Source organism: Streptomyces sp. NPDC088766 (assembly GCF_044750845.1).
Classification (GTDB): Bacteria; Actinomycetota; Actinomycetes; order Streptomycetales; family Streptomycetaceae; genus Streptomyces.
Map to the genome: position 1 here is coordinate 268,172 of NZ_JBIVKQ010000004.1, position 22,952 is coordinate 291,123.

The following is a 22,952-nucleotide window of genomic DNA, read 5'->3' on the forward strand; positions in this document are numbered from 1 at the left end:
CATCGGGCCGATGCTGATAGCGGGCGGCGGGAACGACCACCCCGCCGCCCCCGACGGCCGGACCCTGCGCACCGGTGACGACTCCCGGGCCGCCCACGCGGAACACACGGCGGCGATCACGGAGACGGGGCCGCGCGCCCCGGCCGAACGGCGACCGGACCCGCCCCGGCGCCCGCCGAAGCCGTCCCGAACCCGTCCCGGACCCGCCCCGAAGCCGCTCGGGGGCCCTCGGAACGGGCGAAGGGCGAATTCCGGAAATGCCGCCTCAAAAGGAACGTGTCATCGTGGTGTAGCCCGGCACGGACAGGAAACTCGTCGGCACCGGCAACGCAGTCGATGGAAACGGAACGCCATGACCAGCGGCTACATCGGCCCGGAGGGGGATCCCTTCGGTGAATTCCTGGCCCGCTTCTTCGGCGGGCCCCGCCCCGGCCCCCGCCAGATCAACATCGGCCAGCTCCTCAGCCAGCCGGCCAGGGAACTGGTCCGCGGCGCGGCCCAGTACGCCGCCGAGCACGGCAGCCGCGATCTGGACACCGAGCACCTGTTGCGCGCCGCCCTCTCGGCGGAGCCGACGCGCAGTCTGCTCAGCCGCGCCGGGGCGGACCCCGACTCCCTCGCGACGGAGATCGACGAGCGCTCGGGCCCCGTGCAGCACCCGCCGGGCGAGGTGCCGCCGCCGACCTCGCTGTCGCTGACGCCGGCCGCCAAGCGGGCCCTGCTGGACGCCCACGACCTGGCGCGCTCGCGCGGCGCCGGCTACATCGGCCCCGAGCACGTGCTGAGCGCGCTCGCCGCGAACCCGGACTCCGCGGCCGGGCACATCCTCAACGCCGCCCGCTTCGCGCCGTCCGCCGGCCCGTCCGAGTCCTCGGACGCCATGCCCCCGCAGTCCCGCCAGGAACGGCAGCGGCCCACGTCCACGCCCACCCTGGACAAGTACGGCCGGGATCTCACCGAACTGGCGCGCCAGGGCCGTATCGACCCGGTGATCGGCCGGGACGACGAGATCGAGCAGACGATCGAGGTGCTGTCCCGGCGCGGCAAGAACAACCCCGTGCTGATCGGTGACGCGGGGGTCGGCAAGACCGCCATCGTGGAGGGGCTCGCCCAGCGCATCGCGGACGGTGACGTGCCGGACGTGCTGGCCGACCGCCGGGTCGTCGCCCTGGACCTGACCGGTGTGGTGGCCGGTACCCGTTACCGGGGCGACTTCGAGGAGCGCCTCAACTCCATCGTGACCGAGATCCGCGAGCACTCCGACGAGCTCATCGTGTTCATCGACGAGTTGCACACGGTCGTGGGTGCGGGTGGCGGCGGCGAGTCCGGCTCGATGGACGCGGGCAACATCCTCAAGCCCGCCCTGGCCCGCGGCGAACTGCACGTCGTGGGCGCGACGACGCTGGAGGAGTACCGGCGGATCGAGAAGGACGCGGCGCTGGCCCGCCGGTTCCAGCCGATCCTGGTGCCGGAGCCGTCGGCCGCGGACGCGATCGAGATCCTGCGCGGCCTGCGCGACCGGTACGAGGCCCACCACCAGGTCCGCTACACCGACGAGGCGCTGGTGGCGGCCGTGGAGCTGTCCGACCGCTACCTCACCGACCGGCGGCTGCCCGACAAGGCCATCGACCTCATCGACCAGGCGGGCGCCCGGGTGCGCCTCGGGGCCCGCAGGAAGGGCACGGACGTGCGCGCCATGGAGCGCGAGGTCGAACAGCTCACCCGTGACAAGGATCAGGCGGCGGCCGACGAGCAGTACGAGCAGGCCACCCAGCTGCGGGACCGCATCGTCGAGTTGAAGCAGCGGATGGCGGACGCGGCCGGGGGCGGCGAGGTCGACGAGGGCCAGCACCTGGAGGTCACCACCGAGGCCGTCGCCGAGGTCGTCTCCCGGCAGACCGGCATCCCCGTCGCCAGCCTCACCCAGGAGGAGAAGGACCGGCTGCTCGGTCTGGAGCAGCATCTGCACGAGCGGGTCATCGGCCAGGACGAGGCCGTACGGGTCGTCTCGGACGCGGTGCTGCGCTCGCGTGCCGGGCTGTCGAGCCCGGACCGGCCGATCGGCAGTTTCCTGTTCCTCGGCCCGACCGGCGTCGGCAAGACCGAACTGGCCCGCACGCTCGCCGAGGCGCTGTTCGGCAGCGAGGAGCGGATGGTCCGCCTGGACATGAGCGAGTACCAGGAGCGGCACACCGTGAGCCGCCTGGTGGGCGCCCCGCCCGGTTACGTCGGCCACGAGGAGGCGGGCCAGCTGACCGAGGCGGTGCGCCGGCACCCGTACTCGCTGCTGCTGCTCGACGAGGTGGAGAAGGCCCACCCGGACGTCTTCAACATCCTCCTCCAGGTCCTCGACGACGGGCGGCTGACCGACGCGCAGGGCCGCACGGTCGACTTCACCAACACGGTGATCGTCATGACCAGCAACCTGGGTTCGGAGGCGATCACGCGGCGCGGTGCCGGCATCGGTTTCGGGGCCGGCGGTGCGGAGGCCGACGAGGAGGCGCGCCGGGAGCAGGTCATGCGCCCGCTGCGCGAGCACTTCCGGCCGGAGTTCCTCAACCGCATCGACGAGATCGTCGTCTTCCGGCAGCTCAGTACCGATCAACTGCGGCGGATCACCGACCTGTTGCTGGAGGGGACCCGTCGGCTGGTGCACTCGCAGGGCATCACCGTGGAGTTCTCCGACGCCGCCGTCGACTGGCTCGCCGAGCGCGGGTACCAGCCCGAGTACGGCGCCCGCCCGCTGCGCCGCACCATCCAGCGCGAGGTCGACAACCGGTTGTCGCGGCTGCTGCTCGACGGGCGGGTCCAGGAGGGCGCCGCCGTGACGGTGGACGTCGAGGACGGGCGGCTCGCGTTCCGCACGAGCCGTGACGAGCCGCCCGCTCCCGAACTGTGAGGCCTCCGGTCTGAGAAGGTCGGCGTGCGGCGCGGTGCCGCCGGTGTCCTACGGCGCCGGCAGCACCACCTGCGCCGAACCGCCGCCCCGGCGCACGGTCTCGGCCGCCGCCAGCCACTTGCCGTTCGGCAGCCGCTGCACGCCGGTCGTGGCGCCGATCTCCGGGTTCAGCTTGAACGAGTGCCCGAGGGACGTCAGTTGTCCGGCGAGGTCGCTGCCGTAGAGACCGGGTTCGAGTTCCGTCTGGGCGGCGTTGCGCTGGCTGGCACGGGGTGCCGCGATGGCGTCCACGAGCGGGAGCCCGCGGTCGAGGAACCCGGTGAGGGTCTGGAGCACGGTGGTGATGATGGTGGCGCCGCCGGGTGAACCGAGGGCCACCACCGGCCGGTGGTGGCGGTCGAGGACGATGGTCGGCGAGATCGACGAGCGCGGCCGCTTGCCCGGACCGGGCAGGTTCGGGTCGTGCACGGCCGGGTTGGCCGGGGCGAAGGAGAAGTCCGTCAGCTCGTTGTTGAGGATGAAGCCGCGGCCGGGGACGGTGATGCCGCTGCCGCCGGTCTGCTCGATGGTGAGCGTGTAGGAAACGACGTTCCCCCACTTGTCGGCGACCGTCAGGTGGGTGGTGTTCTCGCCCTCGTACGTCGTCGGGGCCGCCGTGCCGCCGCCTGCGCAGGCCGCCGGGTGGCGCGGGTCACCCGGTGCGAGGGGGCTGGTCAGCACCGCGTCGTCCCTGATCAGGCACTCCCGCGAGTCGGCGTACCGTTGCGACAGCAGCTCCTTTGCCGGTACGTCCTCGAAGGCGGGGTCGCCGACCCAGCGCCCGCGGTCGGCGAAGGCGATGCGGCTGGCCTCGATGAACCGGTGCAGGTACTGGGCCCGGCTCGCCTTGGACAGGTCGGTCCGCTCCAGGATGTTGAGGGCCTCGCCGACGGTCGTGCCGCCGGAGGAGGAGGGGGCGACGGAGTACACGCCCAGGCCGCGGTAGGTGGTCTCGGTGGGCGCCTGGAGCTTGGCGCGGTAGGCGGCGAGGTCCTTCGCGGACAGCTCGCCGGGCCGGGCGTTCCAGCCCGAAGCCGGGTCCACGGGCGGCTTGTTGACGGTGTCGACGATGTCCTCGGCGATGTCGCCCCGGTAGAGCGCGCCGACTCCCTTGCGCCCCAGCTCGGCGTAGGTGCGGGCGAGGTCGGGGTTCTTGAAGGTGGAGCCGACGGCCGGGAGCTGCCCGCCGGGCAGGAACAGCTCGGCGGTGTCGGGGAAGTAGCGGAAGCGGGTCTCGTTGGCGGCGGTCTGGCTGCGGAAGGTGGCGTCGACGGTGAAGCCGTCGCGGGCGAGCCGCTCGGCGGGCTTGAGCACCGTGCCGAGCTTCCTGCTGCCCCACCGGTCGAGGGCCGTCGCCCAGGTGGCGGGCGTGCCAGGGGTGCCGACGGCGAGGCCGCTGCTGACGGCGTCGGTGAAGGCGAGGGGCTTGCCGTTCTCGACGAAGAGGTCCGCGTCTGCGGTCAGCGGCGCGGTCTCCCGGCCGTCGATCGTGCGCACGGTGCGGGACTTGGCGTCGTAGTAGACGAAGTAGCCGCCTCCGCCGATACCGGAGGAGTAGGGCTCGGTGACACCGAGGGCGGCGGCGGTGGCGACGGCCGCGTCGACCGCGTTGCCGCCCTTGCGCAGCACCTCGATGCCGGCCGCGGAGGCGTCCGCGTCGACGCTGGCCACGGCGCCGCCGTAGCCCACGGCGACGGGTACCTTCTCGACGGGTACCTTCTCGACGGCCGGCTTCCCGGCGGCGGCGGGTGGCGCCGCCGCTCCCACCGAGACCACGGCGGCCGAAACCGCCAGGACCGACAGCTTCCGCGCGGCCGACAGTTTCCGCGCGACAGAGCGACGCATCCGTACCTCCAGTCCGGGAACGTCCGCGCAGCGTAACCACAACACCGGTGCCCCGACAGCCCCCTTCCGGGCAGTGTCGTACGACTGCCACCGCCTGCCACCGACTGCCACACATCGAACACGGGTGCGTTCCGGCCATGGTTGGCCAGTAATATGCGCGCCCATGAATGACGACGTGCGCAACATCGTTCTGGGTGTGGTCGCGGCCGGCATCAGTGCCGCGCTCGGCTGGGTCGCCCGCACCTACCTCTGGCGACGCAAACTGCGGCGCAGGCAGGCCTTCTTCGGGCTGCCGGACAACTCGGAGTGCCTGCTCGTCGTCAACCGCGACCCGGCGGCCTCGGAACCGGCGGTCCACCGCATCGACGTCTTCGCGCTCCTGGAACTGTCCGCACTGATCAAGGACTGCGGCGCCAACGTCCAGGTGGTCACCCAGGACACGGCCCAGCAGGGCTTCGGCGAGCGCACCGAGTTCTGCGTCGGCGGCCCCGCCTCCAACCAGCGGATGATGGCGCACATGTCGGCCATGCTGCCCGGTGTACGGGTCAACGTCGACGCCAAACCGGGCCCGGACCGGGGCGCGTTCCAGATAGGCACCGAGCGCTACCGCATGGAGGCGGGGGTCACCGAATTCGTCCTGCTGGCCCGGCTCACCGCCGGCCAACGCCCGGATGCACGGCCGGTGTTCCTCTTCTGCGGCCAACGCGCGATCACCAACCAGGCCGCCACCCGCTACCTGGCCCGCAACCACGAGCGCCTGCACCGCAAGCACGGGAACGACTCCTTCGTGCTGCTGCTGAAGGTCGTCAACTCCCAGGCGTACGGACCCGACATGGTGGAACTGGTCGCCGACGTGACGCGGGCGGCCCAGACGCCGCTGCCCGCGCAGCCCGTCTCCCCCCGCACCTCGCACCGCGCGTCCTGAGCCCCGCCGCCGGCAAGCGTTCGGCGCGGACCGGGAGCCGTTGTCCACGGCGCAGGGCGTCCCGGCGGGGCACCGGCCGGCCATGGGCGTCGACGCGGTCGACCCGGTCCCCGACGAGCGCAACCCGTCCGGCGCGCGGCTGACCTTCTCCTCGCCCGCGAACGACCCGTCGTACGTGTCGTTCGCACTGTGCGAGCAGTGATCTCCGGCCGGCGCCGGGCGGGTATGGCTCCTTGAGTGCTGCCCCTGCGGCCCGGATGAACGACCCATCCTAGACGAGGGCCGCCGGGGGGTCATGGCGGGCGTGCACGGCTCTAGTGCTTGAGGATCTTGGAGAGGAAGTCCTTGGCCCGGTCGCTGCGCGGATCGGTGAAGAACCCGTCCGGGCTGCGGTCCTCGACGATGCGGCCGTCGGCCATGAACACCACGCGGTTCGCGGCCGAGCGCGCGAACCCCATCTCGTGGGTGACGACGACCATCGTCATGCCGTCCCGGGCGAGCTGCCGCATGACCTCCAGCACCTCGTTGATCATCTCCGGGTCCAGGGCGGAGGTCGGCTCGTCGAACAGCAGCGCCTTGGGCTCCATGGCGAGGGCCCGGGCGATGGCCACGCGCTGCTGCTGGCCGCCGGAGAGCTGGGCGGGGTACTTGTCGGCCTGACTGGCCACACCGACCCGGTCGAGCAGGGCACGGGCTTTCTCCTCGGCCTTCGCCTTGTCGGCCTTGCGGACCTTGATCTGGCCCAATGTCACGTTCTGGAGCACGGTCTTGTGCGCGAACAGGTTGAACGACTGGAAGACCATGCCGACGTCGGCACGCAGCCGCGCCAGTTCCCTGCCCTCCTGCGGCAACGGTCTGCCGTCCAGCAGGATCGTGCCGGACCGGATGGGCTCCAGCCGGTTGATCGCCCGGCAGAGCGTCGACTTGCCCGACCCCGACGGGCCGATGACCACGACCACCTCCCCCCTGCCGACCGTGAGGTCGATGTCCTGGAGGACATGCAGCTCCCCGAAGTACTTGTTGACGTCACGCAGCTCGATCAACGGATCGACGGCCATGCGCAGCCCTACTCACTCTCGGCTGTCCCGTGCTGCCGCAAACTATCCAGACAAAACGCACCCAAAGGCACGACACGCACCTTTCGGGCATTAGCCGTATTTACGCCCCGCCGCGGGCCGTCGCACCGCACCCCCGCCTCACAGCCCCGCCCCACAGCCCCGCCGCACCCCCCACTCCGCAGCCCCGCCGCACGCCTCCGCCTCGTACCTCAGACCTCCGCCACCTCGCCGTAGTGCTGGGACAGCTCCGGGACGCCGTTCACTGCCCACTCCTGTCCGGCCGTCACCACGTCGAACTCCCGGCCCGACGCGAGCCGCACGACGGGCCGGCCGCCGGGCCACACCTCCCAGGCAGCGCCGGACACGGTGCGCACGATGACCGTGCCGAGGTAGAGGCCCGCGTCGTTGCCCAGCCACGGCAGGATCTCCTCGTCGTCGCGCCAGCGCGGCAGCAGCTGGTCGAGCGCCTCCAACGAGTCCGGTGTGTCGTCGAGCCGGATACCCTCCTGCTCCGCCAGGGTGCGCAGCAGCTCGCACTCGGAGAGGAGTTCGGCGACCCCTTCGGGGTCCGAGGCCGTCAGCGTCGCCCCGGCGTGCTTTTTGCGCCTGCTGCCCAGGAAAGGGATGTTCATACGCCCAGCGTGACATTCACACCGGCATGCGCACCACAGGCGCGCGGACAGCCGCGGGCGGCCGGATCCCCCTCCCCCGCCCACGCGGTGGACCGGCAGGCACGCGGCGCTCCGACGACCGTCACGGCGCCCGCACGGCCGACCGGACGTACGGGCAGAGGCAGTACAGGCAAAGGCAGTACGGGCGGAGGGGGTCGCCACCTCCGGACGGGGCCGGTACGTGCGGCGGCTGTCGCGCGGGCCTACACGTCGAGGTCGACGACGACCGGCGCGTGGTCCGAGGCGCCCTTGCCCTTGCGCTCCTCGCGGTCGACGTAGGAGTCCTCCACGGCCTTGGCGAAGGGCGCGTTGCCGTAGACCAGGTCGATGCGCATGCCGCGGTTCTTGGGGAAGCCGAGCTGGCGGTAGTCCCAGTAGGTGAACGGGTGGTCGTACTTCAGGGGGCGCGGGACGACGTCGGAGAGGCCCGTCTCGCGCAGGGCGGCGAGGGCCGCGCGCTCGGCGGGGGTGACGTGGGTGGAGCCCTCGAAGACGGCCACGTCGAACACGTCGTCGTCGGTCGGGGCCACGTTGTAGTCGCCCAGCACGGCGAAGGGGCGGCTGCCTCCCGCGTCACCGGCGACGGCGGCCCGGAGGGCCTCGAACCACCGCAGCTTGTAGGCGTAGTGCGGGTGGTCCACCTCCCGGCCGTTGGGGACGTAGACCGACCAGAGGCGGACCGGACCGCAGGTCGCGGAGATCGCGCGGGGCTCGAAGGCGCCCTCGTACCCCGGATCGCCGGGCAGGCCCTTGACCACGTCCTCGATGCCGACCCGGGAGACCACCGCCACGCCGTTCCACCGTCCGGTGGCGTTGACCGCCGCCTCGTAGCCCAGCTCGCGCAGCTGGTCGAACGGGAACTGCGCCTCGGCGACCTTGGCCTCCTGGAGGCAGAGCACGTCGGTGCCGCTGCTCTCCAGCCAGGCCAGGAGCCTCGGCAGGCGGGCGGTGATCGAGTTCACGTTCCAGGTCGCGATGCGCATGACCGACAACTTACCCGCAGGCTCCGACAACGCCGTCGCTCAGATCTGCGCCGACGCTCCCGACGCCAGCCGCTGGTGGTCCGCGCCGCCGAGATTGCCCAGGTGGGTGTCGTAGATCGGGCGGGCGAGGTCGGTGAGGAGGGCGTCGTGGATGTCGTAGACCCGCCGCGGCCTCACCTCCCTGACGTACTCGATGACCTCGGCGATCTTGTTCCAGGGGGCCATGACCGGGGCGAGGAGGGTCTCCACCGGGTGGTCGGGGACGGTGAGGGCGTCGCCGGGGTGGAAGACGCGGCCGCCGTCGATCAGGAAGCCGACGTTGGTGACGCGCGGCAGGTCCGGGTGGATCACGGCGTGCAGTTCGCCGTGGACCTGGACGTCGAAGCCGGCCGCGGTGAAGGCGTCCCCGTGACCGATGGTGCGCACGCGTCCCGGGAAGGCGCCCGCGAGCTTCTCCGCGACCGCCTCGAGGGTCCAGATCTCGGCGGCCGGGTCGGCCTCCAGGGCCGCCCGCAGCCGCTCCTCGCTGAAGTGGTCGGGGTGCTCGTGCGTGACGAGGATCGCGTCCGCGCCGAGCGCGGCGTCCGCCTCGGTGAACCCGCCCGGGTCGATGACGAGGGTGCGGCCGTCCTTCTCCAGACGGACGCAGGCGTGCGACTTCTTCGTGAGCTTCATGGGAGCCGGGGGCGTCATGGGGGTCTCGGGGGTCCTGGGCCTGTCGGGGGTGGTGGGCGTCATGGGTCCATCCTGCCTCCGCCGGGCGGCCGGCTCACTCGGTGGGCGTCGTCTCCTCCCGGATGACCTGCTGCGCCACGCGGAACGCGCTGTTCGCGGCGGGTACGCCGCAGTAGACCGCCGTCTGGAGCAGCACCTCCTTGATCTCGTCCGGGGTGAGGCCGTTGCGCAGGGCGGCACGGGTGTGGGCCGCCAGCTCGTCGAGGTGCCCGCCGGCCACCAGCGCGGTCAGGGTGACACAGGAGCGCGAGCGCCGGTCGAGGCCGGGGCGGTCCCAGATCTCGCCCCAGGAGTAACGGGTGATCAGCTCCTGGAAGTCACCCGAGAAGTCGTCGGCCTGCGCCAGCGCCCGGTCCACATGGGCGTCGCCGAGGACCTCGCGCCGCACCTTCAGCCCGGCGTCGTACGGGTCGGGACGGCCCATGACCTGCGGGGGCACGACCACGGGGGCGGGCGCGATCTCGGCGATCGGCGCGGCCTGCGGCGGCGCGGCCTGCATCGGCCTGAGGGAGACGCCGGGCACGGCGGTCTGGCCCGTGCTGTGCTCGTACGCCGGCTGCCAGGCGGTGGAGAAGTGCCGGACCAGCAGGTCGGTGACGGCGGCGGGCTGCTCGACCGGCACCAGATGGGAGGCGCCGGGGACGACGGCGAGACGGGCGTCCGGGATGCCCGCGACGAGTGTGCGGGCCTCGGCGGGACCGGTGACCTGGTCGTCCGAGCCGACGAGGACCAGCGTCGGCACGCCGATCATGCCGAGTTCGGCCCGTACGTCGAACGAGGCGAGCGCCTCGCAGGCCGCGATGTAACAGCCGGGGTCGGTGGTACGCACCATCTGCACGGCCCATTCGGTGATCGCGGGCTGCGCGGCGGCGAAGCCGCTGGTGAACCAGCGGTCGGGCGAGGTGCGGGCGATGGGGTCGAGGCCGTTGGTCCGCACGATCACCCCTCGCTGCCGGAACTCGTCCGCCGTGCCGAACCGCGGCGAGGCCGCGATCAGCGCGAGCGAGGCGACCCGCTCGGGGTGACGCAGCGCCAGCTCCACACCGACCGCGCCTCCGAGCGCACAGCCCGCGTAGCCGAAGCGCTGCACGCCGAGCGCGTCGAGCGTGGCGAGCAGCCGCTCGGCGAGGTCGCTGACGGAACCCGCCGGATAGGCCGGCGCCCCGCCGTGACCGGGCAGGTCGAAGCGGAAGATCCGCCACTGCTGGGCCAGTTCGGGAACCTGGCGGTCCCACATGTGCCATGTGGTGCCCAGTGAGGGACCCAGGATCAGGACCGGAGCGTCTTCCGGCCCGTCAAAGCGGTATTGCAGGGTGTTGGGTGGTGTCTCGCTCACGCCCCAGACCCTCTCACGTCTCACGAAATCTCACACGGCCAGGTGAACCCGGCGGCTCGTGACCCTCGCGGCGCGGCATGCCCGGCGCTGCCGAGACCCTCACGGGTCCACGTACGGGTTCTTCGATGTGCACGCTCGCCGACCACCTGGAGGCCGCCGGCATCGCCGCCTCCATCGGATCGGTGGGCCACGCCTGCGACAACGTCCTCATGGAGAGCACGATCGGCCTGTCAAAGACCACTGAACGAGCCCCGGCGGCCATGGAGGAGGCTGTCCGGCGTCGAGCTCGCCACCGCCGAGTACGTGGACCGGTACAGCCCCCGACGACTCCACGGTGGTATGGGCCACGTCCCGCCGGTCGAATACGAGAACAACCACTACCTCGCAACCACGAAACCCCGGCTCACACCCAACATTTGGGATCTCTACCGAACCAGGAACGGTTCACGGCGTGCTCCGGAGGAAGACGGCGGGCTCAGCACGGGCCCCGTTTTGCGAGTGCACCACCAGATGATCGCGGTGATCACGATGACGGCGAGGGCCGGAACGAGCAGGGTGGGGGAACCGACTCCGGAAGACCGGTCGGAGAGTTGCCCGCCCAGGTCGACGCGCAGCAGCGACGCGCCGAGCAGGGCGCCCGTGTTGAGAATGGCGTGGAGGACGATCGCGATCTCCAGGCCCCCGGTGCGCCAGGTGATGATCGCCAGGCAGGTCCACAGTACGAAGTACCAGATGTTGATGTAGAGGTCGGTGGAACCGTGCACACCCGTGAACAGCACACTCGACACGAGTACCCCGGCGACGACTCCCGCTCGTGAGCTGCGGGTCCAGCTGCCGATGACGCGGAAGATCAACCCGCGGACACCGTATTCCTCCCCCGTTGTCTGCAGTGGGGTGAGGAGGAGGGTGGCGACGAACATGCCGACGAGGTCGGAGTGAGACCAGGCCACCTCGGTACTCGGGGCCAGCAGACCGATCAGGTTCACGGCGGCCCAGGCGGGGCCGAACACGAGAAGGGCCTTGCCGAACAGGTCGAACCGGAACCGGGAGGTCACCGAGTGCAGTGTGGCGCCGGGCACGCCGTAGAGCCAGCGCTGGATGAGCATGCTCCACGGGACGAGCAGGGCGAGTGAAATCATCGAGCCGGCGTGGAAGAGCGGGGTGTAGTCGTCGCCGCCGATGATGGGCGGGGTGTCGCCCATCCGCTGGTCGATGGGGGCGAGCGCCCTGCCGACGGCGGTGGGGAATATGACGAATCCGGCCAGCAGCAGGACGATCGCCAGAATGCCGCGTCCGATGCGGCGCTTCTCGCCGGCGAGAACGCGGTGGTAGGCCACTGCGCCGGGTACGGCGCGGTCGTTGCGCGGCGGGGCGGGCATGAGGAGCCAGCTGGGTGTGGTCATCGTGTTCATGTGCCTTTCTCTTGGACGGATCTGCGGCCAGCGGCGTCGAGCAGGGAGGAGTACGGCAGCCGGAGGGCGCGTTCCATGCTTGCCAGGACGGCTCCGGCGCCCAGGGTGACGTTCAGTCACAGCGGCAGGTCGACGGGCGCTTCGAACGTCCCGCCCCTCTCCGCGGCCTGCGGTATTTCTGAGCGGGGTTCGGCGAACTGCAGCAGGTTCAGGCCCACGCCGATCAGAAGCAACAGCACCGAGACGATGCTGATCCCCTGCTCAGCGTCGGGTGGTCGGCGCCGAAGCGGGCTCGCCGTCCCTCGGCCGAGGCGGGACGGGAGTGAGCCGATGCGGTTGTCCGGCCGTAGGGCAGTAGTGGCAGCGCTTGATCCCGAAGTTGCTCATCGCCACCTCGATGACGCCGCCTTCGACCGGGAAGACCGCAGGCAGCTTCGACTCGGCCACATGTCTTGCGTCCTGGAACAGGCGCGCTCGGATCTTGCTGTCGTCCAGGGCGTGTTTCGAAAGTAGCGTCGTCTGCCCGCAGGGCAGACGGGACTTTCGAAACACGCCCCAGCCGCGCCCGGTGCCGCACGTCGACGGCGTACGTCCGGGTGTGGCCGTCGGCAGTGTCCGGATGCAGCCAGAACAGCGAGCGCAGGGGTAGTTGCCACCAGCGGAACGGCCGCAGTTTCCTTCCGTCTCCTGGCATGAAACGTTTCGACGCCACCCGTCGCTTCAATGACATTTGCCCGCACCTTTCAGCCGTCGGCCGCGATGCCACTAGTACACCGTACTAGTAAGACGCTAACACACTGTACTAGTGTTCTCGTAAGGGGCCGAGGAGCAGGAGAAGAGCGGGGCAAGGGAACGCGCGAGAGGATCTTGCAGGCAGCAGCTGAGATGGTCGCCGAAGACATGGCGGCGAAGCTGAGCGTTCGAGTGGTCGCGGCACGTGTGGGAGTGAGTATCGGGTCTGCACAGCGCGGCTGGTTCTGCAGGTGCGGGGTGACGTCCCGGCCGACCTCGGTGGCGGCTTTGATGATCTCCCGCCACGCGGAACTGCGACGGCGGACGGGTACTCACTACACGGCTGGTGAGGTCGTTCCGCTTCATGGTCGGCTTCACCGACGAGGTGCTGCGTGACCGGCTCGGCCAGGAGGACGGCTACGGAAGCGAGGACGTCACCGTCGTCGGTCCGGTCATGGGCACCGGGCTCCGGGCTCCGGGCTCCGGGCTCCGGGCTCCGGGCTCCGGCAGCAGGGTCCGGGCCGAGGCAGGGGGGTCGACTGCGGCGAGCGGCAGGTCGTCCTCGTGGGAGCAGGCGCCGAGCAGCGGCTCATCGGTCGGCGGACGCGCGGCGCGTGTCCCGTTCCCTGCCTCCCGGTCACCCCGAGGCCAGCTGCTCCGTTATCTCCTTGATCCAACCGGCGCTCTTCGCCGGGTCGTTGAGGGTGTCGGCCCACGCCTCCGGCTCCAGCTTGTGGTTGGTGGGGCCTGATTTGAGAGCGATGAGGAGGGCCCTTGCGGATTCCCTCATCTCGGCCGTTGCGTTGCCGCTGCCGGGGATGTCGGGGCCCGCCGCCAGGGCGTAGATCTCGCGCGCCATGGCCTGGCGTTCGCCCTGCGACACCTTCTTCCAGAACTTCAGGGCGTGCTTCAGCGATTCGCCGCGGGATGCGGCCTCCGCCGCGGTCTCGCCCTCCGGTGCCCAGCGCTCGGGGTGGCGGGCCTCTTCGTAGCGCTTCGTGGCGGCGCGGAGCGCCTTGTACATGGTGACGCCGAAGACGAGGCCGGCGCCGGCCCCGGCGAGGCCCCATCCGACCGGGTTGCTCGCCAGCCCGGCCGTTCCTGCCGCGACCGCCGTCACGACGCCGGCCGCGGCCTTGGTGGACTCGCCCACCGCGCCGCCGACCGTCTCCTTGCCGATCTTGGTGAGCTGCTTCTTCTTCGCGTACCCCTGCACCGTGCTCAGCTTTTCCACGTCTTTCTCCGCGCGCTGGAGACTCTCGGCGGCGTCACGGGCTTCCCCCATCGCCTCCCAGGCGGCGTCGACGGCCTCGGAAACGAGTTCCAGCCGCCCCTCGCCCTCGTGCTTCCAGTAGGCGTCCAGCGCGACGTACGCCTCCGCCGCGGCCCAGTTGGCCTGCTCCCGCGACTCGTTCAGCCGGGCCAGTGATCCCGCATGGACGAGGTGGGGATCTCCGAGCTCCTTGATCTTCTTGTACTTGCGGGCCGCTCCCCCGACGCGGAAAGCCGCCCGCGCGCCCTTGATCGCGCCGATGGAAGCGCTGGCGATACCGCTCGCCTCGGACGCCACCGCGGCGTCCGCCGCCTTCTGGACCTTGGTGGCCTCCTTGGCGACGGCGGCGCTGTAGCTTCCCGAACTGGCGGCGCCGACGACCGTGTCGGTCCCCTTGGTCTTGGCCTTCTTCTTCGCCGTGTGGTGACCGGCCCCGGTCTGGTGCTTCTTGACGTCCTTCATGTTCTTGTACGCGTCCATGCCGCTGACCACGGTGCCGGCGGCCTCCGTGAGGAGGTTCCCCGACGCGGCGGAGGTCCCCGAGGCGGCGGCGGAGTGCTTGAGGCCCTCGTTGGCCGCGGCGGCGGCCTGCTGGGTGAAGCCCGCGTTGGTGGGGGTCTGGACACCCTTGATGAAGGTGTCGATGGGCTCGAGGTTCTTCTTGAACCTGTCCAGGAGCCCGGCGATCCGGTCGCGGTAGTTCTTCTTCGTTCCGGCGGACGCGCCGCCGTTCTCCGGCGCCTTCCCCTTGTCCGCGCCCCTGGCACGCTGCACCGCCGCGGTCGTGGCCCGGTTGCCGGCGCTGGACTGCATCCGGAGGAGGGCGTGCTCCACCGAGTTCCCGGACGGACTCCCGGTCCGGCTCCCTTCCCGGCGCTGCCGGGCCGACGACAGGACGGCTGCGGACTGCCGTGTCGAGGTGCGGTGGACCGGGGTGCTCATGGACGTGCCTCTCCTGCTGCCGGACCGGGCGAGGCGAAGGTAGCCGGGCACGGCCAACAGGAGGGGCCCGGAGGGGAAACTCTTCGGGGACGCCGTGGAACACGTTGCGGGAGAACCCGACTCGGACGTGGGGCGGCGTCCGGAATCCTGCTCCGGGCCCGGGGCGTGGCCGTCAGGTGCTGGAGCGGACGACCAGGCGGGTCGGAAGGATCAGCGGGGTGGGGTCCTGCCCGTTGACGAGCGCGACGAGCATGCGGGCCATCTCCCGTCCGAAAGCCTGTACGGGCTGATGGACCGTGGTGAGCGGCGGATCGGCGATCCGGGCGACCGTCAGGTCGTCGAAGCCGACCACGGCGACGTCGGCGGGAACCCGTCGGCCGGCCTCGCGCAACGTGCGCAGCGCTCCCGCCGCCATGTTGTCGTTGGCGGCGAACACCCCGTCCACCTCGGGACGGTCCGCCAGCAGGGCGGCCATGGCGGCGGCTCCGCTGGGCTCGGTGAAGTCGCCCTCCCGCGGAGGGAGCGGATCGAGTCCGGCGCCCAGCAGGGCGTCCCGGTAGCCGCGGTACCGGGCACGCCCGGCCTCGGTGTCCAGGCGGCCGCAGATCGCGGCCACGCGTCTGCGGCCGCGCGCGACCAGGTGCTCGGTCGCCTGGCGTGCTCCGCCGACGTTGTCGACGTCCACGTACCACCGGGGGGCCGGGCCGACCGGGCGGCCGCCGAACACCACGGGCATCTGCGCCTCGTCGGCCATGCGGGTCAGCGGATCGTCCTCGCGCAGCGCCATCAGCATGACCCCGTCCGCGCCCCTGGACCGAAGGAGCTCCTCGACCCTCTTGCGGCCCCGGTCGGAAGCGGCCAGGCACAGCATCAGGTGCAGGTCGGCCTCCTCCAGGGCGGCCGACGCCCCCACGATCACCTGGGCGAAGAAGGGATCGGCGAAGATCGACGGATCCTCTCCCGAGACGACCAGGGCGGCCGCTCCCGTCTGGCGCATGGCCAGGGCGCGGGCGGTCGGATTGGGTACGTAACCGAGTTGCCGGACGGCCTGTTCGACCGCCTCACGCTTGGCGCGGCTGACGTGCGGGGCGTTGTTGAGGGCGCGGGAGGCCACGGAGCGGGAGACACCGGCGCGTTCGGCCACCTCGTCGAGCGTCGGCTGCCGACGCGGCGCATCCTCTGCCATGAACCATGAGCCCTTCCGTCGCGACCGGACGGGCAGCGTCTCACCTCGGGCCGTGCCGCTGCCACCCGCCCGGCGGACGGCGGGGAGCCGGCGACGACCCGCAAGGGCCGACCGACTGGGAGCGCTTCCAGTTTCCGAACCCTTCGGACTTCCGGCAGGCGTATCCCAGAACGCGCTTGCGCGTCGACTCTTGACAGTGCACCTGCTCCGTCACACCATACCGACCACGCCCAACGGTTTGCCGGCATCTGGGAGCGCTTCCAGTGGGAGCGCTCCCAGAACAGGTCGCACCACCGCACTTCCTCAGCGCGTCGCACGCTCGGGACGAGAGCGTGCGACGCATCCCTGCCAGGAGAACGAGGTTCCGTCATGCGCCGCAGACTCCGCGCCCTGACCGCAGCACTCTTAGCCCTGCCGCTGGCGTTCGCCGCCGCACCGTCCGCCCACGCGGCCGACCCGACCACCATGACCAGCGGGTTCTACGTGGACCCCGACTCCAGCGCGAAGAGGTGGGTGGCCGCCAACCCCGGCGACGGCCGGACCGCCGCGATCAACGCGTCCATCGCCAACACGCCGACGGCCCGTTGGTTCGGCTCCTGGAGCGGCACCATCGGCACCGCCACGGGTGCCTACGTCGGAGCGGCGGACCAACGGGACAAGCTGCCCCTCCTCGTCGCCTACAACGTCTACAACCGCGACTACTGCGGCGGGCACTCCGCCGGCGGAGCCGCTTCGCCGTCCGCCTACGCCGACTGGATCGCCCAGTTCGCCGGCGGGATCGGCAACCGCCCGGCCGTCGTCATCCTCGAACCGGACTCCCTCGGGGACTACGGCTGCATGACCCAGGCGCAGATCGACGAACGTGAGGGCATGCTCACGGGCGCCCTCGCCCAGTTCAACCGCCAGGCCCCCAACACCTGGGTCTACATGGACGCCGGCAACCCGGGCTGGGTCGACGCGGCGACCATGGCCCGGCGCCTCCACGAAGCCGGCCTCCGTCAGGCCCACGGCTTCTCGCTCAACGTCTCCAACTACTTCACCACCGCGGAGAACACCGCCTACGGCAACGCCGTCAACAGGGAACTCGCTGCCCGCTTCGGCTACACCAAGCCGTTCGTCGTGGACACCAGCCGCAACGGCAACGGTTCCGACGGGCAGTGGTGCAACCCCTCGGGCCGCCGCATCGGCACGCCCACCCGGACGGGCGGAGGAGCCGAGATGCTCCTGTGGATCAAAGCCCCGGGCGAGTCGGACGGCAACTGCGGTGTCGGAGCCGGTTCCACGGCCGGGCAGTTCCTCCCCGAGGTCGCGTACAAGATGATCTACGGCTACTGATCCGGGACTCCGCCGCCCGCCCGGGCGACCGGCACTCCACCGCAGCGGGCGGCGGTCCGCCGGGGCGGCGGGCGTTTCCTCGACCATCCCATCGACCGGGGAGCCGCCATGGGGCCGCGCAGCCCACGGCACCGCGCGGCCCCCGTCGTTGCGGTCCTCACCGCCTGCGCCGCTCCCGCCGCGACGCGGACGCAGGCCGAGCACGTCCACCGTGCCCGGACCAGCCCGGCCGGCTTCCCCAACGGCTTCGGCAACACGCAGATGGTGCTGTCGGACAGCAAGTTCAACCTGCCGGAGAACGAACCCTTCGCCGGCCGGGCCGACGTGACCTTCCCCGGCGGCGATCACCTCCGCCTGCCCTGGCGGACGGGCCTGCTCGCCCGGACCCACTGGACCTGCTGGCGAACCGTCACCGAGCAGTCGCGCGCCCCGCCGGCGGACTCGACGCCGGCGGGGCGCGTCACCTGTCGGGGACGGGACGGCGGTGGCGGTGGCTGTGGCTGTGGCTGTGGCTGTGGCGGCATGGTGGGCGGACCCGGCGGTGGCGGGCCGTGGTCAAGTAATTCGTCCTCGGCCGGCACACCGTCGAAGGGCACCGGTCGAGTCGGTGGTTCACACGTCGTCGGCCCAGGTGGCCAGGCCGGTCAGGGCGCCCACCGGGTCGATGTCGGGGGTGCCGCGTGGCCACCAGTCGTGCCGGCCGGGCTCCGATTCGTACGGGTACCACAGACCGTCGCGGCCGAGGCGGAGTTGGACGTGGCCGTGGGGGTGGGTGAGGTGGTTGCGCCAGGGGCGGAAGGCGGGTAGGTCGGCGGCGCGGAGAAGGGGGCGGGCCCGGTCGAAGCGGCCGGCGGGCGGGTCCCAGAGGTCTTCCAGGACGGCGAGTCCGTCCGGGCCGCCCTGTCGCCAGGCGGCGACGGCGCGGGCCAGCTCGGCCGGGGTACGGCCGGCGGCGGAGGCCAGGGAGGCGTAGAGGGCGCGGCTGGTGGCGGTCAGTCCGGAGCCGGGACGCGCCGCGGCGAGCCGTACGGCGTCCTGCCAGAGGGTCAGTTCACCGATCTCGTCGTGACCGGTGGTCAGCAGCGCGTGGGCGCGAAGGGCCGCGTCGGTGGCGAGCTGGTCGAGGGCGAAGGAGTCGGGGCCGTTCGGCACGGCGGGGTAGGCGGGCGGCTGTTCGGGGTGCGGCGGCGGGGGCAGGGGAGCCGGCAAGGGCGGGAGGCGGCGCGCGGCGAGGGCGTCGGTGGCGCGGATGCCCGGCACGGGTTCCGGTTCCTGCTCCTGGGCCGCGCGGGCCGCCCGCGCGGCGTTGCGGCGGGACAGCGTGTCGAGCAGTTCGCGTTCGCCCCGGCCGCGCAGCAGGAGCAGGACGAACGGGTCGGCGTCGAGGAGCCGCGCGGTCTGGTAGCAGAGGGCTGCGACGTGCTTGCAGGGGTGTCCGCGGTCGGGGCAGCTGCACTGGGGGGCGAGGTCGCCCGGGCCGGGGAGCAGCGGCACGCCGCAGTCGGCGAGGGACTCGGGCATCTCCTTGTCGAGCAGCGCGGCGATGTGCCCCGGCCGCTCGACCGCGGCGTCCAGGAACCGCTCCCAGTCCTCGTCGCCGAGAGTGCGCAGACGCACCTGGACGCGGTAGGGACGGGTTCGGCTGCCCCGCACGTACGCCAGGACCAGGCCGGGCGTGACGGTGATGGCGTCCACGTGCCCCTGCTCGGCGTAACCCCGTCCGCGCGCCAGCCGCTCGGCGTCGAGAGCGCCCTTCTCGAGCGCGGTGATCCAGGCATCGCCCCACCAGGTCTCGGCGAATCCGCCGCCCGCCTCGGCCGGCCGGGGCGGAAAGGCGGGGAAGGTGCGGCGGTGATCGCCGTCGCGGGCGGGGGCGGCCATGGAGGGGAGGGCGGGGACGGGGGCGGGATCAGGACGGGGGGCGGCTTCGGAGCGGGAGGCGGGGACGTCCGGGGAAGGGACGGCGGGTTCGCAGCGGGCGGCGGGGGCGGTCAGGGAACGGGCGGCGGGTCCGCAGCGGGCGGCGGGGGCGGGATCGGGTGTCCGGGAGGGCGGACCGGCCTCCCGGGATGCGGATCCGGCCGGCCCGGGGGCTTCGGCCGCCGCCGCGGGGCCGGTTTCCGACGGCATCCGGAAGGCGTCCTCGGCGAAGGACCGTACGTCCCGCGCGCGGGCCTCGGCGGCACGGTCGCCGGGGCGGCCGGCGCTCACGGACCCGCCGGGGTGTGCGCCGGGGCGGGCAGCCCGGGGTGCGCTCGCAACCTCTGCCGGTTCCCCGGTTTCCGGCGGCGTCCGCCGTGCCTGTGCGCGGGCCGCGCGCAGGGCCTCCCGGGCCACGTCACCGGGCCGCGCGCCGGACCCGCCCCGCGGCCCGTGGGGAGCCGGGGGTACGTCCGCTGCCGGGGGGACGTCGGTCCGCGGGGCCTCCTCGCGGGGCCGGGGCGCGTCGGCCGCGCGCCGCAGAGCCGCGCGGGCTGCGTCCCCCGGGCGGGGCGGAGTGCCTTCGGGCCGTCGCGCGCCGGACTCCGCGGGCGCGGTCTCCTGCCGCGGCTGGTCCGGGGGCACCTCGGAGGGTTTTGTGGGTGCCGGTGCCGCGTCGTCCGCGCGCCCCCGTGCCGCCCGCAGGGCCCGGCGGACCGCCTCGGCCGGACCGCTCGCGCCGGTCTCCGCCATCATGCCTCCCTCCGCAGCCTGACCAGGTCGGACAGTTCACGGTCCGTCAGCTCGGTGAGGGCGGACTCGCCGGAGCCGAGGATCGCGTCGGCGAGGGCGCGTTTGGCCTGGAGCATCTCCGCGATGCGGTCCTCGACGGTGCCCTCGGTGATGAGGCGGTGGACCTGGACCGGCTGGGTCTGGCCGATGCGGTAGGCGCGGTCGGTGGCCTGTTCCTCCACGGCCGGGTTCCACCAGCGGTCGAAGTGGACGACGTGGCCCGCGCGGGTGAGGTTCAGGCCGGTGCCGGCCGCCTTCAGCGACAGGACCAGGACGGGGGTCGCACCGTCCTGGAAACGGTCGACCATGCGCTCGCGCTCGGGCACCGGCGTCCCGCCGTGCAGGAGGTCCACCGGGACGGCGCGGCCGGCCAGGTGGGCGGTGATCAGCCGGGCCATGCCGACGTACTGGGTGAAGACCAGGGCCGAGCCGTCCTCGGCCAGCAGGGTGTCCAGCAACTCGTCCAGCAGGGCGAGTTTGCCGGACCGGGCGGCGAGGGCGTCGCCGGTGGCGGGGGCCTGCTCCTTGAGGTAGAGCGCCGGGTGGTCGCAGATCTGCTTGAGCGCGCCGAGCAGCTTGAGGACCAGGCCCCGGCGGGCGATGCCGTTCGCCGTCTCGATGACGTGCAGCGACTCGCGCACCACCGCCTCGTACAGCGCGGCCTGTTCGCGGGTGAGCGGGACGGGGTGGTCGGTCTCGGTCTTGGGCGGCAGCTCGGGGACGATGCCGGGGTCGGACTTCTTGCGCCGCAGCAGGAACGGGCGGACCAGGCGGGCGAGCCGCTCGACGGCCTCCTCGTCCTCGCCGTTCTCCACCGCGCGCGCGTGGCGGGCCCGGAAGGCCTTGAGAGGGCCGAGCAGGCCCGGTGTCGTCCAGTCCAGGAGCGCCCACAGCTCGGAGAGGTTGTTCTCGACGGGCGTGCCGGTGAGGGCGACGCGGGCGGGGGCGGGGATGGTGCGCAGTGCCTTCGCGGTGGCCGAGAAGGGGTTCTTGACGTGCTGCGCCTCGTCGGCGACGACCAGGCCCCACGGCTGCCGGGCCAGGGTGGCGGCGGCCGAGCGCATGGTGCCGTAGGTGGTGAGGACGAAGCCGCCGGTGAGGTCGTCCAGGGTGCGGTCGGAGCCGTGGAAGCGGCGGACGGGGACGCCGGGGGCGAACCGCGTGATCTCCCGCTGCCAGTTGCCGAGGAGGGAGGCGGGGCAGATCACGAGGGTGGGTTCGGGGCGGGCCCGGCGCAGGTGGAGGGCGATGAGGGTGACCGTCTTGCCGAGGCCCATGTCGTCGGCGAGGCAGCCGCCGAGGCCGAGGGAGGTCATGAGGTCGAGCCAGGCCAGGCCGCGCAGTTGGTAGTCGCGGAGGGTGGCGTCGAGGCCGGGGGGCGGCTCGGCGGGCCGGAGACCGGCGGTGAGGCGGTCGCGCAGGGCGGCGAGCGCGCCGACGGGGACCGCCTCCACGGTCTCGCCGTCGACCTCGGCGGTGCCGCTGAGGGCGACGGCGAGGGCGTCCACCGGGTCCAGCAGGCCCAGTTCGCGTTTGCGGGCCTTGCGGACGAGGGCCGGGTCGACGAGGACCCACTGGTCGCGCAGCCGGACGACGGGGCGGTGGGCCTCGGCGAGGGTGTCCATCTCGGCCTCGCTGAGGGGGTCGCCGCCGAGGGCCAGCTGCCAGCGGAACCGGAGCAGGTCCTCGCTCTCGAAGAAGCCGGTGCCGTCGGTCGCGGAGCCGGGCGCGGGCCGGACCACCGCGGCCGCGCTGAGGTCCTGGGCGAGGTCGCGCGGCCAGTGCACGGCGACCCCGGCCGCCGCGAGGCGGGTCGCGGCCACGCCGAGGAGGTCGTTCAGCTCGTCCTCGGACAGGGCAAGGACGTCGAGGGTGCGCGCGTCCTGGTCGGCGAGGCGGGCGAGGGGTGCCCAGACCCGGGCGGCGCGCCGCAGGGCCAGGGCGGCGTCCACGCGGGCGCGTGGCCCGAAGGCGGCGTCGGCCCGGCCCGACCACAGGGCCGCCGCGTCGGTCACCAGGGTCGGGTCGGCGAGGCTGTGCACCTGGACGACGGCCGCTCCGGCGCGCCGGGCTCCTTCGCCGTCGTCGAACAGGTCGTACGCCGACAGGTCGAGGCGCAGGGAGATCCGCACGCCCGCGTCCATGCCGGCGGCGACCTCGGCCGCCCAGTCCCGGGCGCCGGGCAGCCGCTGCGGCCGGCGGTCGGCGAAGGGTTTCCCGGACGCGTGGGGCGCGGCGGGGGTGCGGGGCAGGGTGTCGGCGACGGCGTCCAGGAAGGAGCGCACCAGGGCCTCCGGCTGCGGCAGCCGGAGGGGACCGGGGCCGGGCAGCGGGACGGCGTGGCCCTCGTAGGGCAGGGCGGCGGCGACGGCGCGCAGGTGGGCGACGTCCTCCGGTTCGAGCGGGCCGGCCCGCCAGGCGTCGTGGCCGGTCGGGGTGAGGCCCGGCAGCAGCCGGCCGCGGGCGGTGAGCCGCAGCGCGTGCAGGGCGGCGGCGCCCCAGCAGGCGGTCGCGGGGTGGGCCGCGGGGTCGTGCCGGGCGCGCACCAGGAGCGGGAGGGCCGCCTCGACGGGCAGGGAGAGGGCGGGGGTTTGCCGGCGGCGGACCGAGGTGCCGTGCCGGCGGACGACGGTCAGTTCGGTGCGCTCGGCGTGCGCCGGCCCGGGCAGCGGGCCGTCGTCCGGGGCCCAGAAGGCGACCCGGCCCTCGCGCGGGAGGGGCGCGGGCAGGAAGACGGCGGCGAGGCGCGCGCCGACGGGTTCCGCCGGGTGCCCGGCGACCGCGGTCGTGTCGCTCATGCGCAGTGTCCACCTCCCGCCCACGTGTCGGCTCATTCGTCTCCGACTCTACGGGCGGGGTCTGACAATCG

General features: G+C 72.7%; 15 protein-coding genes and 1 pseudogene. 4 read left to right on the plus strand and 12 right to left on the minus strand.

Features of this window, described 5'->3' with window-relative positions:
- The first annotated feature begins 352 nt into the window (after positions 1 to 352).
- Positions 353 to 2,899 carry an ATP-dependent Clp protease ATP-binding subunit gene (locus ACIP5W_RS08360; protein ID WP_401468582.1) on the plus strand — a complete coding sequence of 849 codons (2,547 nt, stop codon included), beginning with the start codon at positions 353 to 355 and terminating at the stop codon, positions 2,897 to 2,899.
- Between the two features lie 48 nt (positions 2,900 to 2,947).
- Here the strand turns inward: ACIP5W_RS08360 and ggt are convergent, their stop codons facing one another.
- Complete coding sequence (ggt, locus tag ACIP5W_RS08365) at positions 2,948 to 4,783, minus strand: gamma-glutamyltransferase (protein WP_401468585.1); 1,836 nt, start codon at positions 4,781 to 4,783, stop codon at positions 2,948 to 2,950.
- 163 nt (positions 4,784 to 4,946) lie between these two features.
- Between ggt and ACIP5W_RS08370 the strand changes: the two genes are divergently transcribed.
- Together ACIP5W_RS08370 and ACIP5W_RS08375 are read left to right on the plus strand one after the other, a co-directional pair.
- Positions 4,947 to 5,708 (plus strand): hypothetical protein, encoded by a 762-nt coding sequence (locus ACIP5W_RS08370; RefSeq protein ID WP_401468588.1) that lies wholly within the window; start codon positions 4,947 to 4,949, stop codon positions 5,706 to 5,708.
- A gap of 19 nt (positions 5,709 to 5,727) precedes the next feature.
- Positions 5,728 to 5,910, plus strand: a pseudogene (locus tag ACIP5W_RS08375) (acyl esterase); the annotation flags it as partial.
- A 112-nt stretch (positions 5,911 to 6,022) separates the two neighbouring features.
- On the opposite strand, the gene ACIP5W_RS08380 reads toward ACIP5W_RS08375, so the two are convergent.
- The 9 genes from ACIP5W_RS08380 to ACIP5W_RS08420 all read right to left on the minus strand — a co-directional run bounded on the left by ACIP5W_RS08380 (position 6,023) and on the right by ACIP5W_RS08420 (position 16,036).
- On the minus strand, positions 6,023 to 6,766 hold the full coding sequence (locus tag ACIP5W_RS08380) for an amino acid ABC transporter ATP-binding protein (protein WP_401468591.1): 744 nt from the start codon (positions 6,764 to 6,766) through the stop codon (positions 6,023 to 6,025).
- Between the two features lie 209 nt (positions 6,767 to 6,975).
- On the minus strand, positions 6,976 to 7,398 hold the full coding sequence (locus tag ACIP5W_RS08385) for a DUF6278 family protein (RefSeq protein WP_401468594.1): 423 nt from the start codon (positions 7,396 to 7,398) through the stop codon (positions 6,976 to 6,978).
- A 242-nt stretch (positions 7,399 to 7,640) separates the two neighbouring features.
- Positions 7,641 to 8,420: an exodeoxyribonuclease III gene (locus ACIP5W_RS08390; RefSeq protein ID WP_401468598.1), complete on the minus strand. Its 780-nt coding sequence runs from the start codon at positions 8,418 to 8,420 to the stop codon at positions 7,641 to 7,643.
- A 39-nt stretch (positions 8,421 to 8,459) separates the two neighbouring features.
- Positions 8,460 to 9,095: an MBL fold metallo-hydrolase gene (locus ACIP5W_RS08395; protein WP_401469003.1), complete on the minus strand. Its 636-nt coding sequence runs from the start codon at positions 9,093 to 9,095 to the stop codon at positions 8,460 to 8,462.
- A 94-nt stretch (positions 9,096 to 9,189) separates the two neighbouring features.
- Positions 9,190 to 10,491 (minus strand): 4-carboxymuconolactone decarboxylase, encoded by a 1,302-nt coding sequence (gene pcaC, locus ACIP5W_RS08400; protein ID WP_401468600.1) that lies wholly within the window; start codon positions 10,489 to 10,491, stop codon positions 9,190 to 9,192.
- Positions 10,492 to 10,916: 425 nt separating this feature from the next.
- Positions 10,917 to 11,903: a lysostaphin resistance A-like protein gene (locus ACIP5W_RS08405; protein WP_401468603.1), complete on the minus strand. Its 987-nt coding sequence runs from the start codon at positions 11,901 to 11,903 to the stop codon at positions 10,917 to 10,919.
- A 116-nt stretch (positions 11,904 to 12,019) separates the two neighbouring features.
- On the minus strand, positions 12,020 to 12,142 hold the full coding sequence (locus ACIP5W_RS08410) for a hypothetical protein (RefSeq protein ID WP_401468606.1): 123 nt from the start codon (positions 12,140 to 12,142) through the stop codon (positions 12,020 to 12,022).
- Positions 12,143 to 13,272: 1,130 nt separating this feature from the next.
- Entirely contained in the window at positions 13,273 to 14,850 is a 1,578-nt protein-coding gene (locus tag ACIP5W_RS08415; RefSeq protein WP_401468609.1) for a hypothetical protein, read from the minus strand.
- Positions 14,851 to 15,022: 172 nt separating this feature from the next.
- Positions 15,023 to 16,036: a LacI family DNA-binding transcriptional regulator gene (locus ACIP5W_RS08420; RefSeq protein ID WP_401468612.1), complete on the minus strand. Its 1,014-nt coding sequence runs from the start codon at positions 16,034 to 16,036 to the stop codon at positions 15,023 to 15,025.
- A gap of 369 nt (positions 16,037 to 16,405) precedes the next feature.
- Here ACIP5W_RS08420 and ACIP5W_RS08425 point away from each other — a divergent pair, with 369 nt between their 5' ends.
- Entirely contained in the window at positions 16,406 to 17,371 is a 966-nt protein-coding gene (locus ACIP5W_RS08425) for a glycoside hydrolase family 6 protein (RefSeq protein WP_401468615.1), read from the plus strand.
- A gap of 612 nt (positions 17,372 to 17,983) precedes the next feature.
- Here ACIP5W_RS08425 and ACIP5W_RS08430 read toward each other — a convergent pair.
- Positions 17,984 to 20,047, minus strand: coding sequence for an SWIM zinc finger family protein (locus tag ACIP5W_RS08430; RefSeq protein ID WP_401468618.1), 2,064 nt, complete (start codon positions 20,045 to 20,047; stop codon positions 17,984 to 17,986).
- Positions 20,044 to 22,881 (minus strand): SNF2-related protein, encoded by a 2,838-nt coding sequence (locus ACIP5W_RS08435; RefSeq protein ID WP_401468621.1) that lies wholly within the window; start codon positions 22,879 to 22,881, stop codon positions 20,044 to 20,046. The genes ACIP5W_RS08430 and ACIP5W_RS08435 overlap by 4 nt, the downstream gene beginning before the upstream one ends.
- Positions 22,882 to 22,952 lie beyond the last annotated feature (71 nt).